Origin of the sequence: Streptomyces tuirus (genome assembly GCF_014701095.1) — a bacterium.
Lineage (GTDB): Bacteria > Actinomycetota > Actinomycetes > Streptomycetales > Streptomycetaceae > Streptomyces > Streptomyces tuirus.
The window spans coordinates 2,187,165-2,202,719 of record NZ_AP023439.1 but is presented as its reverse complement, the minus strand read 5'-3'; the positions used below and the strand labels follow the sequence as shown (position 1 = coordinate 2,202,719).

Genomic DNA, 15,555 nt, shown 5'->3' with positions numbered 1-15,555 from the left:
CGGCCGGGTCATCCCCAGCCGGGGACGACCATCACCAGCCAGGCCGCCGCCGGTACGACCGCCACCACAATCCCTCCGTACACCATCAGCTGCCGGAAGAAACGCTCGCGGTCCACGTCCGGGGCGGCGGCCAGGACGAGGGCGCCGTTGGTGGAGAACGGGCTCACGTCCACGACGGTCGCCGACACGGCGAGCGCGGCGATCATGCCGATCGCGCCGATCTCGCCCCGCTCCAGGAACGGCACGGCCAGCGGGATCAGGGCGCCCATGATCCCCACGGAGGAGGCGAACGCGGAGACCAGGGCGCCGATGTAGCAGAGCAGGAGGGCCGCGAGGAGGGGGACGCCGATGCCGCCGACGCCCTCGCCGGCCCAGGTGATGGTGCCCATCTCGTCGAGGACGCCGACGTAGGTGAGGACGCCGCAGATGAGGAGGACGGTGGGCCAGGCGATCTGGCCGGTCGCCTTGCGGCTGTCCTTCGGCCAGGCGGTGCTGAGGAGGACGGCGAGGGTGATGGCTGTCAGTCCGGCATCGAGGTCGAAGACCAGGACGGCGACGACCAGGGCCAGGAGAGAGGCGAGGGTGGCTGAGCGGGCCGGGGTGAGGCGGGCTTCTTCCGGGCTCGCGGCGGGAGTGGCCGGGGCGGGGCGGGTCCGCAACTGGGCGCTGCCGGGTGCCGCCGCGCCCCCCGGTGCCGCCTCAGCGGCAGGACTGCCCGCGGCGGGAACCGAACTGCTTGCGGCCGGGGCCGAACTGCCCGCTGCCGGTGCGGAGCCGCCCGTTGCCCCGGTCGGGTCGCCGGCAGTGCTGTCGCCTTCGGTCACCGCCCCCCGCGCCCACAGCTTCAGCCCCCCGCACAGCACGAACACCACCGCCGCGATCACCAGGTTCGCCGCGAGAGACGCCAGGAACAGGACGACCTCGTTGCCCGGGAGCTTCTCGCGTTCCACGATGCCGTTGACGATCGAGCCGTAGATGCTGATCGGGGAGAAGCCGCCGGCCTGGGCGCCGTGGACGACCATCGCGCCCATCAGCAGCGGGCTGATCCCGTAGCGCGCGGCGAAGCTCAGGGCGATCGGGGCGACGATCGCCACGGCGGCCGGGCTGACCGCGCCGATGGCCGTGAGCGCGCCGGTCAGGGCGAACATCACCCAGGGGATGAGCGCCACCCGCCCCCGCACGAGCCGGACCGCGGCGTGCACCAGCCAGTCGGTGGTGCCGTTGGCGCGGGCGATCGCGAAGAGGTACGTGACGCCCACGAGGACGACGAACAGGTCACCGGGGAACCCGGCGAAGATGCCGTCGGCGTCGAGGTCCGCGACCAGCCCCCCGACGGCGAACGCGGCGGCGAAGGCCAGCGCGCCCATGTTGACGGAACGGGTGGTGGCGATGACGAACACCACGACGAGGACGAGGATCGAGATGAGTTCGGGGGACATACGGGCTCCCGTCGTTGGGCCCCGGAGCGGCTGGTCGCACCTTCAGTGGCCGAGTGGCTGAGCCACTTGAGGTGCGTTGGTCGAACAGCGTGGGTGCGGGCCGGGCGCCCGTCAAGGGGGTGCGCGAGAATTGGCTCAGCCACTCCGCCACTGTGAAGGTCCGGTGTTACGCTCCCGGCGAGAGGGGGAGCCCGTGACCGACGCCTTGCGCCCCATGACCAAACAGCGCCTCTACGAACAGGTGCTGGAGCGGCTGCGCCAGTACGTCGCCGACGGCGGTCTGCGGGCCGGTGACCGGTTGCCGCCCGAGCGGGATCTCGCCCAGCGGCTCGGGGTCAGCCGGGCCTCGGTGAAGCAGGCGATCGTGGTGCTGGAGGTCCAGGGCCTGGTGGAGGCCCGGCACGGCGGGGGCACCTACCTCGTGCGGGACAGCCTCGACACCGAACCGGTCGAGCGGATGGTGGAACGCCGCCGGCGCCTGCCCGACGTCCTGGAGGCGCGGGAGGCGCTGGAGACGAAGCTCGCGGAACTGGCCGCCGAGCGGCGCACCGAGGACGACCTGGCGGCGATGCGCTCGGCGCTCGGTGTGATGACCGAGGAGATCGAGGCGGGCGGCCACGGCGTCGAGGGCGACCGGCTGTTCCACGCGGCCGTGACGGCGGCGGCCCACAGCAGTCTGCTCGCCGAGTTCATGCGCTCCATCGCCGAGCAGATCGCCGAGAGCCGCACCGAGTCGCTGCGTCAGCCCGGCCGCCCCTCCCGCTCCCTCTCCCAGCACCGGGCGATCCTCGACGCGATCGCCGCCGGGCAGCCCCGGCAGGCCGCCGCGGCCATGCGGCGTCACGTCCGCACGGTGGCGAAGGTGCGGCTGCTGGACTGGGAGCCGGGGGAGGACGAGTAAGACGTCCCGGAGCGCTGCTCGGGGATGCGGCGGCCCGAGCCGGGAACCCCCTTCCTCCGTGGAGCGGAGCAGTCGACAAAGGGGGAGGTCAACGGGGGTACGCGGTTGCGGCAGCAGTTGTTAGCCTGCTCCGGAATCGATCGTCTGCCCGAGAGTGGAGTCGCCGTGGCCGGGATCCCGCGCATCGCGCTCGTCACCTACGACCCCGGCGGCGAGGTGAGCAAGGACGAGGATCTGCCGGTGCTGGCGGACGCGCTGCACCAGGCCGGGGCCAGGACCGCCGTCGTCTTCTGGGACGACCCCGACGTCGACTGGGCCGCCTTCGATCTCGCCCTGATCCGCTCCACCTGGGACTACAGCTGGCGCGCCGAGGAGTTCACGGCGTGGGCCGAGCGGTGCGGGAAGGCGACCCGGCTCGCCAACCCGGCCGGTGTCGTGCGGTGGAACGCCGACAAGCGCTACCTCGGGCAGCTCGCGGAGGCCGGGGTGCCCACCGTGCCCACCCGGTACTTCGCTCCCGGCGACCCCGTCGAGCTGCCCGCCGACCGCGAGTTCGTCGTGAAGCCCGCCTCCGGGGCCGGTGCCCGGTACGCCGCCCGCCATCCGGCCGGGGAGCGGGACGCCGCCCTACGGCAGGCCGAGCGCATGCACGCCGAGGGGTTCACCGTCATGGTGCAGCCCTATCTGAGCAGCATCGACACGCACGGCGAGCGGGCCCTGCAGTTCTTCGGCGGACGTCTGCTGCACGCGAGTGTCAAGGGCGCCGTCCTCGCGCCGGGCACGCCGTACGACGCGGAGAAGGTCGCCCACCCCGATCTGCGCCGCTGGGAGCCGGCCCCCGCCGAACTGGCCGTCGCCGAACGGGCACTGGCCGCCGTACCCGTCGCCGCGGAGCTGCTGTACGCCCGCGTGGACCTCGTCACCGGGCCGGACGGCGAGCCGTGTGTGATGGAGCTGGAGCTGATCGAGCCGAACCTCTTCCTCGATCTGCACCCGGACTCGGTGCCGCGGGTCGTGCGGGCGGTGCTGACCGCCGCCGGCTGACCACCACGGGTGGGGCATACGTCCCTCGGTGGGGCTTTTGGTGTAGTGGTAGGCCATGCCCTCTCCCGAGCCGGCCCCGCAGCCCGCGCGACGGTCCTGGGCACCGCTGCTGGCGGTGTGCGCCGGGTACTTCATGGTGATCCTGGACGTGACGGTCATCAACGTCGCCGTGCCGGTGGTCGGGCGGGAGCTGTCGGCCTCGCTCACCGGCATCCAGTGGATCACCGACGGCTACACCCTGGTCTTCGCCGGATTCCTGCTCACGGGCGGGGCGCTGGGGGACCGGCTGGGCAACCGGCGGGTCTTCTGCTGGGGCGTGACGGTGTTCACCGCGTCCTCGGCGGCCTGCGCGCTCGCGCCCAGCACGCCCTTCCTGGTGGTGGCCCGGCTGGTGGAGGGGCTCGGCGCGGCGCTGATCGTGCCCGGTTCGCTGGCCCTGCTCCAGCAGGCCTACCCGGAACCGGACGTCCGCTCGCGGGCCTTCGGACTGTGGGGTTCGATGGCGGGCATCGCGGCCTCCGCCGGGCCGCTGCTGGGCGGGCTGCTCGTCTCCACGGTGGGCTGGCGCTGGGTGTTCCTCATCAACCTGCCCGTCGGCGCCGCCTGCCTGGCGCTCACCCTGCGGCACGTGGCCCGCTCGCCCCGGCGCGCCGACCGGGCCCTGGACTGGCCCGCCCAGATCGCCGTCGTCGCGGCGGTGGCCCTGCTGACCGGGGGGCTCAACGAGGCCGGGCGGCGCGGCTGGTCCGACCCGGCCGTGCTCGCCGGTCTGGGCCTGGCCGTGCTGTCCGCCGTCGCCTTCGTCCTGCGCGAGCGGCTGGCCCGGTCCCCCGCCCTCCCGCTGAGCCTGCTGCGCTCACGCGCCATGAGCGGCGGTGCCGTGATCGGCCTGCTGTTCAACTTCGGCTTCTACGGCATGGTGTTCACCGCCAGCCTGGAGTTCCAGCATCAGCGCGGCTACAGCGCCCTCGGCACCGGTCTGGCCCTGTTCCCCGCGGTGGCGATGACCATGTTCGCCTCGGTGCTGTCCGGCCGGCTGTCCCGCCGCACCGGCCACCGGCCGCTGGTGGTCTCGGGCCTGCTCCTGGCCGCCCTGGGACTGGCCGGCTGGGCCGCGGCGGGCGCCGACCCGGCCTACGCCCTGCTGGTCGCCCCGATGATGGCTGCGGGCTTCGGCACCTCCTTCGCCCTCACCGGCACGACCGCCACCGTGATGGGCGCCGCGCCCCCGGCCTACTCGGGCGCAGCCTCCGCCCTGTTCAACACCACCCGCCAGATCGGCAGCGCCACCGGCGTCGCCCTCGGCGGCAGCCTCCTTGCCTCGGCCGCGAACTACGGCACCGGGATCCGGATCAGCATGGGCATCGGGGCCCTCGCCTATCTGGGCGCGGCGGTCCTCGCGTGGTGGTGCGTACCGGCGAAGCCGCCCTCCAGGAGTCGCGTGGCTCAGCCCTGAGGGCCGGTGACCGACACCCGCTGCAGCAGCCCCCAGGTGAACTCCGCGACGGCCTCCCGCCGCACCCCCTGCGCGTCCGGCGCGGTGAACGCCAGACCCCACCGGGTCGGAGCCGTGCCCTCCAGGGGGCGGGCCGGGGCGAAGGCCCGGGCCACCTCGTCGACGGTGCAGGACCAGGGGGTGAGATCGTCGAGCGTGCGCAGCTCCGGGCCCGGGGCGCCGGGGGCGCGGACCAGCCACTCGTTCCACACCGCGCCGTTCGGTGCGGTCAGCACCTCGAAGCGCAAGGAGGGCCACAGCGGCACCGGCCACCGCCAGGCCTCGCAGTCGAGATCGCCGATCCGGCGCGGCGTGCGGGACTCCGGGTCGCCCAGCACCTGGCGATAGCGGGCCAGGGACGCGCGGGAGCGCGGGGAGCGGACCATCGCCTGCCAGCGCCTGTTCGCCTCGCGCATGTCCGCGATCGACACCCCCAGCTCATGGCGCGCGTCCTCCACGAGCCCGGGGTTGTGGTCGGCCATGCGGCGCAGCAGCACCAGCTGGAAGTCGAGCGGGGTGAACGGGCTAGCGGGGTGCTTTGCGGAGGCCATGGGACCCATGGTCGCCCACCGGGTCCCTGCCGGGGCGGCGGCCGTCGGGCAGGAACAGCACCGAGTTGACGTAGCGGGGGCCGCGCAGGAGCGGGGAGGGCAGGACGCGGCGGAGCAGGCCGTGGGAAACGACGTGGGACGCGCCGGCCTGGTGCTCCTCCAGCGGGAACTTCGCCAGCGGCACCCAGGTGTCGCCGGGCAGCACCCAGCCGTCGTAGCCCAGCAGCGACAGATAGGTCACCACCGGCGCGATCGGCTGGATGCGGGACTCCAGTTCCACGAACAGGGCCGGCCGGTCCCGGGCCAGCAGTCCCGTCGCGCCGCGCAGCACCGCCGGCTCGCTGCCGTCCACGTCGATCTTGACGAAGCCGACGCCGCGCAGGCCCAGCTCGTCCAGCGTGACGCAGGGGACGTCCAGCGCGCGGCCGTGGATGTCGCGCCGTACCAGCGAGGACACGCCCCGGTCGCCCGAGTCGTCCGACGGCAGCCACAGGCGGGCGATGCCCGGCCGGTCCGAGGCCGCCGCCCGGACCACATGGACGTTCGGCGGGGCGGCGGCGGCCAGCAGCCGCGCCAGATGGGGCACCGGCTCCACCGTCACGACCTGCTCGGCGAGGCCGGACAGGCGGTGCGTCCAGGGCCCGTACCAGCCGCCGACGTCCACCGCCGTACCGCAGCCCGGGGGGCACAGCTCGGCGAGCCGGGCCAGCTCCGGCTCGAACCGCGGGTAGAGCGCCCGGGCCGTCGCGGCCACCAGACGGGTGGGCAGCAGAGGGGCGACGCGGGCCGCCAGGCTGCTCATGGCGCCATCCTCTTCAGCAGTTCCTCGTGCTCGTCGTCCGGCACCTGCTCGCCCGAGGACGGCAGCAGCTGCGGAATGCCGTCGGTGATCGGGTAACGGCGGTGCAGACGCGGGTTGTACAGGGCCTCCTCCCGCCCGGCCTCCTCCGGGAGCAGATGCAGCGGACCTTTGTCCAGCGGGCAGGCCAGGATCTTCAGCAGCGGGTCGTCGGGCTTCATGGGGATGCCAGCTCCTTGGCGGGTGGGGAGGGGTGGGGAGAGGTGTCGTGCTTGGGCATGGTCAGCAGCACGGCCACCGCCAGGGCCGTGCCCGCCACGCGCAGCGCGAGCCGCAGCGGCTCGTCCGGCAGGGCCTCGCCGAACGACAGCGTGCCGAGCACCGCCGTGAACAGACTCGTCACGGTCGTGCACACCGGCACGATCAGCGAGGCCCGGCAGCGCTGCAGCGCCGCCTGCGACATGACCAGGCCGAACACACCGGTGAACAGCAGCAGATACGGATAGGGGGAGCTCAGCACGTCCAGTACCGCACCGCCGATGCCGCGGGTCGTCAGCCGGCTGGAGAGGCCCTTGATGGCCAGCGAGCTGACCCCGTACAGCAGGCCCACGGCCACGCCGTACTCGACGCCGGTCGTCGGCCGCCGGTGCCGGTTGCGGGTGCGCCGCTCGGCCGAGGCGTACAGCCACACCCCGGCCGCCAGCGACGGCACGCACACCAGCAGGATCAGCTGGTAGGGCGCGTCCTGGCTGACGGTGTCCGACCCTTCCCGCAGCGACAGCACCACCATCAGCAGCGCCAGCAGGATCGCGCCCAGCGCGTACCGCTCCCGGCCGGACGTCTCCTCCCCGAGCAGCCGCGCCGACAGCAGCACCAGCAGCACCAAACCGGAGACGAAGATGCCCTGGGCGGCGGCGATCGGCAGCGTGCGGTAGACGACGAGCTGCGCGGCGAAACCGGCCGCGAGGGCGAGGGATCCGCCGATCCACAGGGGGCTGCCGAGGACGAGGCGCAGCAGCCGGGCCGGCTGCCGGATCGTCACCTCGGGAAGCGAGGTGAGGGCACGTTTCTCCAGCACGAAACCCAGGCTGTAGAGGGTGTTCGCCAGCAGGGCCGCGGCCACTCCCCACCACATCGGCTACGTCCTCCTGGCGTGCAGCAGCAGGATCGACGCGAGCTGCGGCCGGGCGCAGGCCAGCCGGTCCAGCGGGCGCAGCGGGCGCGGAACCCCATGGAAGGGAGCCCCTTCGAGCCGTACGACCGTGAATCCGGACGCGGCGACGAACTCCTTCAGCGCGCGGGCGGTGTAGAGCCGCAGATGTCCCACGACCTCCGTGCCCGGGCGGCCGTGGATGCCGCGCAGGCTGACCTCGGAGAACACCGGCTGCACCCCGGCCAGCAGCAGGCCCCGGTTGTACCAGGCGGCCAGGTTGGGCGTGGACAGCATCAGATGGCCGCCGGGGCGCAGGATCCGCCGGATCTCGTCGAGCGCGGCGTCCGGGTCGACGAGGTGCTCGACGACCTCGCTGAACAGCACGGCGTCGGCCGACCCGGAGGCGAACGGCAGCCCGCCGCCGGTGAGTTCGCCACGCACCGCGTGGGGGATGCGGGTGCGGGCGCGCCGCAGGGCGTCCTGGGACCAGTCGACGCCGATGACGCGGTGGCCGGGCAGGAGCGGGGCGGCGGTGGCGGCGGCGGTGCCGTCCCCGCAGCCGATGTCGATGATCGTCCGCGGGCTCGCGCTCGCCGGGCCGCTCAGGGCCCGGGCCAGCATGCGGGCCTGGCGGAGGCTGCGCGGGGTGCCGGAGGCGACCGGCACGGCGGGGTTCTCGTAGAAGTCGCGCAGGTCCCGGGGCGGGGGTCCGGTGGTGGCCGGTGCGGTCACGGGGTCACCTCCGTGGTGTGCAGGTAGTGCTCGAAGAGGTCGCGGAGGTGGGCGCCGTCGCCATGGCTGAGCAGGGCCTTCGACCAGCGCAGGGCCAGATGGAGACGGCCGGCCGTGGAGGCGGTGGTCACCGTGAGGCCGCGTGGCATGCGGGCCGGCGCGGAGAACCAGACCGCGTGCGCGCGGCCCGCCTCCTCGCCGAAGTCCAGGGGGTAGGGGATGCGGCCGATGTTGCTGAGCAGGGTCGTCGACGTCCAGGGCGCGGCGGCCCGGCGCAGGGTGCGGGTGAGGGCGGCGCGGGCGGTGACGGGCGCCCAGGGGGAGGTCAGGAGGGCCGCCCCGTGGCCGAGTTGGGGGCGCGGGAGGGACTTCAGGGCGCGGGTCCGCTCGGCGGTGCGGCGCAGCAGGGCCGGCATGCCGGTGACGTCCAGTTCTCCGGGCGCGTAGGGGACCTCCACCAGGCGGGTGCCGTTGCCGATGGGCATCGTGGTGTCGCGGGGGCGGTCGTCCACCGGCATCGTGATGCGCAGGGGGCGGGGGTGGGCGCCGTGCTCCCTGTTCCAGTGGGCGATGGTCAGGGCCGTGGTGACCATGAGCTGGTCGTTGACGGTGTACGGGGAGCCCTTGGGGCGGTGCGGGAGGGGGAGTTCGGTGACGAGCAGGCCGTTGCCGGGGGAGGGCTCGGGGGTGCCGTGCGCCACCCGCGCGGGGGGTGCCCAGCCCGCCCGGGTGTCCGGAACCTCCTGCCGGGGCTCGGCGGCACGGTTCGGGGGCGCCGCGGGGGCGTTGTCCCGGCCCCCGTACAGCTCGGCGGCCGTGGCCAGCACGCGCAGGCACGCCGGGCCGTCCAGGGCGGTGTGGTTGATGGTGAGCAGCAGGACCGAGTCCACCACCTCGAGCCGGACCGGCGGGGACACCGACAGCGGCGGGGCGTCCGTCAGGGCCCGGGTCCGCGCGTCGCGCAGGGCGCGCGGACCCGGCGGGGCGAAGGTCACCACCTCCACGTCGGGCTCCCGTGTCAGCTCCCACTCGTACTGCCGCCGGTACCAGGGCCCCCGCGCCTCCCGCATCAGGATCCGCGGATGCCGGTGCAGGGCCTCCAGGAACGCCTTGCGCAGCCGCGCGTGGTCGAGGGGGCCAGGCAGGTGCACCTCGATGTGGACCGTCTCCGGCTCCGCCTCCTGGAGGCAGTGCCGGGACACCTCGTCCACCACCGGGAACGGGATGCGTACCGGTGCCGTCATACGGGCTTGCCCTCCCCGGTCTCCGTCCCCGGCAGCTGCCGCGTCGGCGCCTCCGACGGCGCCGGCTGCTCCTCGCGCAGGCTCACCAGCCCCGCGAACAGGCCGATCAGCGCCAGCAGTTGGGCCAGATGCCCGAACGCGCCCCCGCCCGCGCCCACCGGCTCCCCGGCCCCGAACGCCGCGACGATCCCGGCACCGGCCAGGGCGGCGAAGGCGATCGGCACCAGCAGGGCGTGCCGCCGCGCGGCGAGCAGCGCGAGCGCCGGGACCAGCAGCGCGAACCAGCCCGCGATCACCACCCCGACCAGCGTCAGCGCCACCGTGCCGAGCCACAGCCCGGGCAGCGGCGGCACCGGCTGCGGCGCGTCGGGGCTGGGGGCGCGGCGGCGCCACAGCGCCAGACCCAGCAGGACCGCGATGCCGGCGCCGCTGCCGATCAGGGCGGCGTCGTACGTCGTGGCCGGTTCGTAGGTCAGCGTCACGCTGCCGCCCGCCCCTGCCGGGACCTGCCAGCCCTGCTGCCAGCCGTCCAGCCGCACCGGGGTCAGCTCCTTGCCGTCCAGGGTGGCCTTCCAGCCGTCGTTGAAGTTCTCGTACGTCGTCAGGTACGAGGCCGCGCCCGAGCCGACCGTCACCGCGCGCCGGTCGCCCAGCCAGTCCCGGATCCGCAGGTCGCGCCCGGCCGCCGCGGCCTCCGGGAGCGTGCCGCGGGTCAGGGTCACGTCCGTCAGCGCGAGCGGGCCGGCGTCCCCGCCCTCCAGCCGGTGCTCGCCGGAGGAGAGCCGCACCTCCGTGTCGTCCCGGCCGTCCTGGCAGAGCGTCACCCGCACGCCCCGCCGCTCCACCAGGTCCCGCACGGTTCCCTTCGCGCTGGTCTGGTACAGCTCGCCGTCCAGTGCCACGTCCGGGCCCTTGCCGCACGGGAGGGAGAACGTCCGGGTGCCGTCCGGCTGCGGGGTGCGGTACTGGTCGAGGGAGGGCAGATACGCCTCCGTGAGGCCCACCGGGAGGCGCAGGTCCTCGTCGGCGACCGGGTTGTGCAGGGTCAGCGGGGCCGTCTCGGTGATCGTGATGTCGAGCCGGTCGGTGGTGATCGGCGGGAAGCGGACCCAGCCGTTCTCGTCGACGCCGGCGATGGCCGCGCCGTCGGGGGAGCTGATGTGCACCTCGGAGGCCCGGGCGGACAGGCCGCCCGCAGGGGCCAGGACCAGTTCGCCGACCGGCTGCTTGCCCTCCCAGCGCAGGTGGATGGTCGGCCGGTCGCCGGCCACCCACGCCGTCGTCAGGTCGCCGTCGGTGAGGTTGCGCGCCGTCAGGCCCGCGCCGAGGCGGGCCGTGGAGTCGGCGGTGGCGACGATCCGGGCCTGCTGCTCGGGCGCCACCTCGTAGAGCAGCTCGTCGAACTCCCTGCCCGGCACCGGCACCGCGCTCGCCGTCACCTCGTACGTCCCGGCGGCCGGGGTCGTGAAGCGGCGGTGCAGGCCCGCCTCGGTGCCGGTCGCGGACAGACCCGTCGGGTCGGAGGCGCGGTGCAGGGAGACGACGGTCGCGGCCGACGTGGCGTCCTCGGCGTCCGCCGGGAGCCGCAGCAGGCGTGTCACCTGCACGTCCGGCAGGCCGATCTCGGAGAAGCCCGCGCCGGTCAGACCGGTCCGGCGCTCCACGGAGTCCACGATCGTCAGCTTCATCCAGCCCGTCGCGCCCTCGGGCGCCTTGATCCGCTGGGTCATGCCGTTCGGCCGGAGGAAGCTCGTCCGCTCGCCCTTCTCGGTCTCCACCCGGACCTTCGTCGCGGCGGCGCGCACGCTCTCCTGCGGCAGCGGCGTGACCTTGAACGAGGACGGCATGTCGTAGGAGCCGGTGAAGCCGATGCGCAGCCACTGCCCGTCCGGTGTGTCCGGCGCGCCCTCCGCCCACGCGGTGTCCGGGTTGCCGTCGAAGGCGTTCACCGGGTCGTACTGCGGGAGGTGGAACAGCCAGTTGCCGTACGAGGACGCCGACACCGAGCGCGCGCCGCGCAGTTCGGCCACCGTCTGGTGAGCGGTGCCCTCGGCGGGCAGGATCTGGCGCGGCTTCTCGCCCGGGTCCTGGAGCGCGTCCGGCGCGTTGCGCTCGTCACGCGTGTACGTGTAAGACGTACCGGAGTTGACCAGCCCGAACCGGGTGTCCGCCCGCCGCAGCCCGTCGCCCACCACCTGCACGGCAGGGGTGCCGAGCCCCGGGTGGTTGTCGCCGGTCAGCACGGAAGCCCGCCCGCGCAGCCGCTCCGCCAGCGGCAGCAGCGCCTCCGGACCGCCGGACACCACGGCCGTGTCGGCGACCGGGGCGAGCCCGGCCTGCCCGGGCCGGACCACGTCCGCACCCGTGGGCCGGTAGATCTCCACGGCCCGCTGCCGCGGGTACAGCCCCTCCACCTGGAGCGGCGCGTCCTGCGCGATCCGGCCGCCGGTCATCACCGGCCCGAGGCCCGTCACCCGCTCGTACCCCGACTGCTCCAGGGTGCGCTTGACGGTCGCGGTGGGCACATAGCCGATCTGGTCGGGGTCGAGGTCGTTGCGGACGACGACGTAGTACAGCCCCGCCCGGCTCAAGTAGTCGGCGAGCCCCGGCACTTGGGAACCGGTCAGCAGCGCCTGCTCGACGGCGTCCATCGCGCGCCGGTTGCCGGGGGTGCCGAACGGCACGTAGTCGCGCTGCGCCCACCGCGACTCGGCGAGCACGTCGAGCGGCTGGTCGATGGGGGAGCCCCAGGAGTAGACGCCGTGCGCGGTCGCCGGGACGACCAGGGCTCGCGAGTCGGGCGAGTACTTCTCGAGCCAGTCGGCCGTGGCCTGCCAGTAGGCGGGCAGCTTCTGGAACGAACCCGGGTTGAGGATCGAGCCGTTGAGGTACGGCCACAGCAGTCCGGGCAGGATCAGCACGGCCGCGATCAGCGGGGCGAAGCGCCGGCCGCGTACCCGCCGGGCGCCGCGCGGCTCGGCGGCCACACCCACCAGATGCGCCAGACCCAGTGCGAGCGCCAGCGCCACACCCGTCTGGAACTTGTAGATGTTGCGGAACGGCGACAGCCACCCGTCCAGCCAGCCCTGCACCACCCCGTGGAACGGCGCCCCGAACGCCCCGCCGTACCCGGCGAGCAGCACCAGCGCCGCCACGAGCACCGTCAGCACCAGCCACCGCCGCTCGGGCATGTCCCGCCGGGCGAGTCCGGCGAGCCCGAGTCCGGCCGCGAGAGCCGAGCAGACGATCACGACCACGGAGGAGGCCACGGTCCAGCCCGCCGGCAGCCACGCCTCCCCGAGGTGCAGATAGGCGACCCAGTTCCCGGCGCCGCGCAGCGCCTCGGTCGCCGACATGGTGTCCGTGGTGGTCCGCGCCGTCTCTATATAGGGGAGGAAGTTCTCGCCGTAGATCCCGAGCAGCAGCAGCGGCACCCACCACCAGGCGGTCACCACCAGCACGGCCGGGGCCCACCAGGCGATCAGCTTGCGCTGCCGGGGCCCGGGCGGCCGGGTCAGCAGATACAGCCCGGCGGGCAGCAGGGAGGCCAGGGTCGCCGACGCGTTCACCCCGCCCATGAACGGCACGAGCAGCGCCGACCGCAGGGCCGCCACGCGGGCGGCGTACCGCTCGTTCGTCAGCGGCAGCAGCACCCACGGCAGGAAGGCGCCGGGCAGCGCCGCGGCCGACGTCGACCCGATGACGGTGGTGAACACCGGCCACAGCGCATACGTCACCGCGCCCAGCAGCCGGGACGTTCCGCTTCCCACCCGCAGCCGCTCCGCCAGCCGCAGCGCCCCCCAGAAGGCGACGGACACGATCAGCGACAGCCACAGCCGCTCCGCCAGCCACACCGGCAGCCGCACGAGATCGCACAGCCAGTAGAACGGCAGCATCGGCCACAGATAGCCGACGTACTGGTCCTGGATCCCGCCGAACCCGGCCCGGTCGTGCCACAACTGGCCGAGATCGGCGAGGAACTGCCCCGGATCGACCGTGACACCGAGCTTGGTGTCGAAGGTCTGCCGCCCCGGCCGCACCGCGAGGAACAGCACGAACACCACGGCCCAGAAGCCGAGCAGCCAGCGCCGTGACCGCGGGCCGTCGGGCGGGCCCGCGGTGGTCGCGGTGGTGGGGACGGCTGCCGGGGGAGGAGCCTGGACCGTGGTCGTCATGGGGGACACCGCCGCAAGATGAGGAGGAGGTTCCAGGTGGCGAACTCGCGGATGCCGGGCGCCTTGACGACGGTCTCCGCGAGGAAGGGCCAGTAGCGGGAGCGCGCCGAGACGACCGTGACGTCGTCCCGGGCGCGCACCTGCCGCAGGGTGGAGCCGATGTGCACCGCGAACAGGTTCTCGCCGAGCGTGTGCTTGGCGGGCGTGCCGGTGCGCCGCAGGTAGCGGGCCCGGGCCCGTGCGGCACCGAAGTAGTGCCAGGGGGCCCATTCGTGCCCGCCCCACGGCGACAGCCAGTTGGTGAACGACACGTAGATCAGCCCGCCGGGCCGCGTCACCCGGGCGAGCTCGCTGAGGAAGGTCTCCGGGTCGGCCACGTGCTCCAGCACATTGGAGGAGAAGGTGACGTCGGCGACGCCGTCCCGCAGGGGCAGCAGGTACCCGTCGGCGACGACCGTGCCGTCGGGTGGCTTCTCGCCCAGCTCGGCCATGTCCGGCTCGAACAGATGGGCCTTGGCACCGCGACGCCGGAACTCCTCGGTGAAGTAGCCGCTGCCGCCGCCTATGTCCAGGACGGTACGCCCGGCGACCGGACCGTCGTAGGCCTCGACCTGGTCCACGGCGTCGCGTGCGAGCAGCGAGTAGCAGCTCTCGGGATCGTCCTGTTCGTGGAGGAAGGCGCGGAACAGGGCGAGGGAGCGCCGGAACGAGGGGTCCTTCGGCGCAGCCGGGGGGCGCGGGGCTACGACATGTGCGGCTCCGCCGCGTGGGCGCGACCAGTCACGACGGACCGTAAGCCGCCTCACGGAGCCCAGCCCCTCACCGCCTCCGCGGCGACCACCCGAAACGCCCGCACCGTCCGGTCCCACCGGAACTGTGCCGCCCGCTCGCGCGCCGCCTTCCCCATCAACTCCCGCTCCCGCCCGGCCAGGGCGAGCGAGCACCAGGCCGCGGCGAACGACGACTCGCCGCGCGCGAGCACGCCGGTCTCACCGTCCACCACGGAGTCCTTGAGCCCCGGCACGTCGAAGGCCACGCTCGGCGTCTCCCGGGCCGCGGCCTCCGTCACGACCAGGCCCCACCCCTCCACGGCGGAAGGGTGCAGCAACAGCCAGGCCGCGCACAGCAGCCGGTGCTTCTCGGCCTCCGTCACATACCCGGTGAACTCCACACCGGGACCGGCGAGCCGCTCCAGACGCTCCCGCTCGGGCCCGTCACCGACGATCACCAGCCGGCCGCCGGTCACCGGCCGCACCCGCTCCCACAGCCGCAGCAGCAGATCGATGCGCTTGTACTCGACCAGCCGCCCGACGGCGACGAACAGCGGCTCGGACGAGCGACCGGCCCGCGGGCCCGGCTCCTCGACCCCGTTGTGGACGACCCGGATCCGGTCCCGCTCCACCCCGATCGCGCGCAGCGCGCGGGCGGTCGAGGAGGACACCGCGACGAGCAGATTCCGCTGCCGCGCCCCGGTCAGCGCCCAGTGCTCGAGTCTTCGGCCGATCCGTGCCGCCGGTGCCAGCGGCCCGCCGAAGCGCATCTTCCACAGGTCCGTGTGGACGTGGTTGACCAGCGTCAGCGTGGGCCCCCGATGCCACAGCGGCGCCAGATACGGCATGCCGTTGCAGACTTCGACCAGCAGGTCGCAGTCGCCGACCTGGCGGGTGAAGGCCGACCGTGCGCGCAGATAGTGCCCGTACGGGCCGCCCGCCGACACGACCCGGTAGTCGCGGAAGGCCGCGGGCCCCCCGCACAGCAGGGTCACCTGGTGGCCCAGGCGGGTCAGGCCCTCGGCGAGCTTGTCGACCAGCAGCTCGGAGCCGCCGGCGGACGGGTTGTCCAGATCACGATGGGCGAGGAAGACGATCCGGCGCGGATGTGGGGGGAGCGCCGGGGGGTGCTGCGCGCCGGGGGACGCCGTGCGCAGCGCGGACGGTACGTGCTGGGGCATGGGTGCTCCAACTCGTCTCAGGGTGCGGAACTCAGCGTGGGGAAAACGTGGGGGTGTGGTCGTCACGGAGG

At 74.0% G+C, this 15,555-nt stretch carries 13 protein-coding genes; 3 read left to right on the top strand and 10 right to left on the bottom strand.

What is annotated here, in order from left to right; translation table 11 throughout:
• Positions 1-8: 8 nt before the first annotated feature.
• Positions 9-1,439: an SLC13 family permease gene (locus IGS69_RS10205; protein WP_190898449.1), complete on the bottom strand. Its 1,431-nt coding sequence runs from the start codon at positions 1,437-1,439 to the stop codon at positions 9-11.
• Between the two features lie 193 nt (positions 1,440-1,632).
• On the opposite strand from IGS69_RS10205, the gene IGS69_RS10200 reads away from it, so the two are divergent.
• The 3 genes from IGS69_RS10200 to IGS69_RS10190 all read left to right on the top strand — a co-directional run bounded on the left by IGS69_RS10200 (position 1,633) and on the right by IGS69_RS10190 (position 4,840).
• Entirely contained in the window at positions 1,633-2,340 is a 708-nt protein-coding gene (locus IGS69_RS10200; RefSeq protein WP_190898448.1) for a FadR/GntR family transcriptional regulator, read from the top strand.
• Between the two features lie 174 nt (positions 2,341-2,514).
• Positions 2,515-3,384, top strand: coding sequence for an ATP-grasp domain-containing protein (locus tag IGS69_RS10195; protein ID WP_190904443.1), 870 nt, complete (start codon positions 2,515-2,517; stop codon positions 3,382-3,384).
• Between the two features lie 55 nt (positions 3,385-3,439).
• On the top strand, positions 3,440-4,840 hold the full coding sequence (locus tag IGS69_RS10190; RefSeq protein ID WP_190898447.1) for an MFS transporter: 1,401 nt from the start codon (positions 3,440-3,442) through the stop codon (positions 4,838-4,840).
• Here the strand turns inward: IGS69_RS10190 and IGS69_RS10185 are convergent.
• From IGS69_RS10185 to IGS69_RS10145, 9 genes are all read right to left on the bottom strand, one after another.
• Positions 4,831-5,439, bottom strand: coding sequence for a hypothetical protein (locus tag IGS69_RS10185; protein WP_190898445.1), 609 nt, complete (start codon positions 5,437-5,439; stop codon positions 4,831-4,833). The two genes, IGS69_RS10190 and IGS69_RS10185, sit on opposite strands and share 10 nt — an antisense overlap.
• Positions 5,405-6,232, bottom strand: a complete 828-nt coding sequence (locus IGS69_RS10180) for an FkbM family methyltransferase (RefSeq protein WP_190898443.1) — start codon at positions 6,230-6,232, stop codon at positions 5,405-5,407. Before IGS69_RS10180 ends, IGS69_RS10185 begins: the two co-directional genes overlap by 35 nt.
• Positions 6,229-6,450, bottom strand: a complete 222-nt coding sequence (locus IGS69_RS10175) for a Trm112 family protein (protein ID WP_190898441.1) — start codon at positions 6,448-6,450, stop codon at positions 6,229-6,231. The genes IGS69_RS10180 and IGS69_RS10175 overlap by 4 nt, the downstream gene beginning before the upstream one ends.
• The gene (locus IGS69_RS10170; protein WP_190904442.1) at positions 6,447-7,352 is read right to left on the bottom strand and encodes a hypothetical protein; all 906 of its coding nucleotides are present in this window, start codon (positions 7,350-7,352) and stop codon (positions 6,447-6,449) included. Before IGS69_RS10170 ends, IGS69_RS10175 begins: the two co-directional genes overlap by 4 nt.
• Before the next feature lie 15 nt (positions 7,353-7,367).
• On the bottom strand, positions 7,368-8,114 hold the full coding sequence (locus IGS69_RS10165) for a class I SAM-dependent methyltransferase (RefSeq protein WP_190898440.1): 747 nt from the start codon (positions 8,112-8,114) through the stop codon (positions 7,368-7,370).
• Positions 8,111-9,358 (bottom strand): condensation protein, encoded by a 1,248-nt coding sequence (locus tag IGS69_RS10160; protein WP_190898438.1) that lies wholly within the window; start codon positions 9,356-9,358, stop codon positions 8,111-8,113. Before IGS69_RS10160 ends, IGS69_RS10165 begins: the two co-directional genes overlap by 4 nt.
• Entirely contained in the window at positions 9,355-13,533 is a 4,179-nt protein-coding gene (locus IGS69_RS10155) for an alpha-(1->3)-arabinofuranosyltransferase (RefSeq protein WP_190898437.1), read from the bottom strand. The genes IGS69_RS10160 and IGS69_RS10155 overlap by 4 nt, the downstream gene beginning before the upstream one ends.
• Positions 13,530-14,222 (bottom strand): class I SAM-dependent methyltransferase, encoded by a 693-nt coding sequence (locus IGS69_RS10150; protein WP_190904441.1) that lies wholly within the window; start codon positions 14,220-14,222, stop codon positions 13,530-13,532. The genes IGS69_RS10155 and IGS69_RS10150 overlap by 4 nt, the downstream gene beginning before the upstream one ends.
• 113 nt (positions 14,223-14,335) lie before the next feature.
• Entirely contained in the window at positions 14,336-15,484 is a 1,149-nt protein-coding gene (locus IGS69_RS10145) for a glycosyltransferase family 4 protein (protein ID WP_190898435.1), read from the bottom strand.
• Positions 15,485-15,555: the final 71 nt, after the last annotated feature.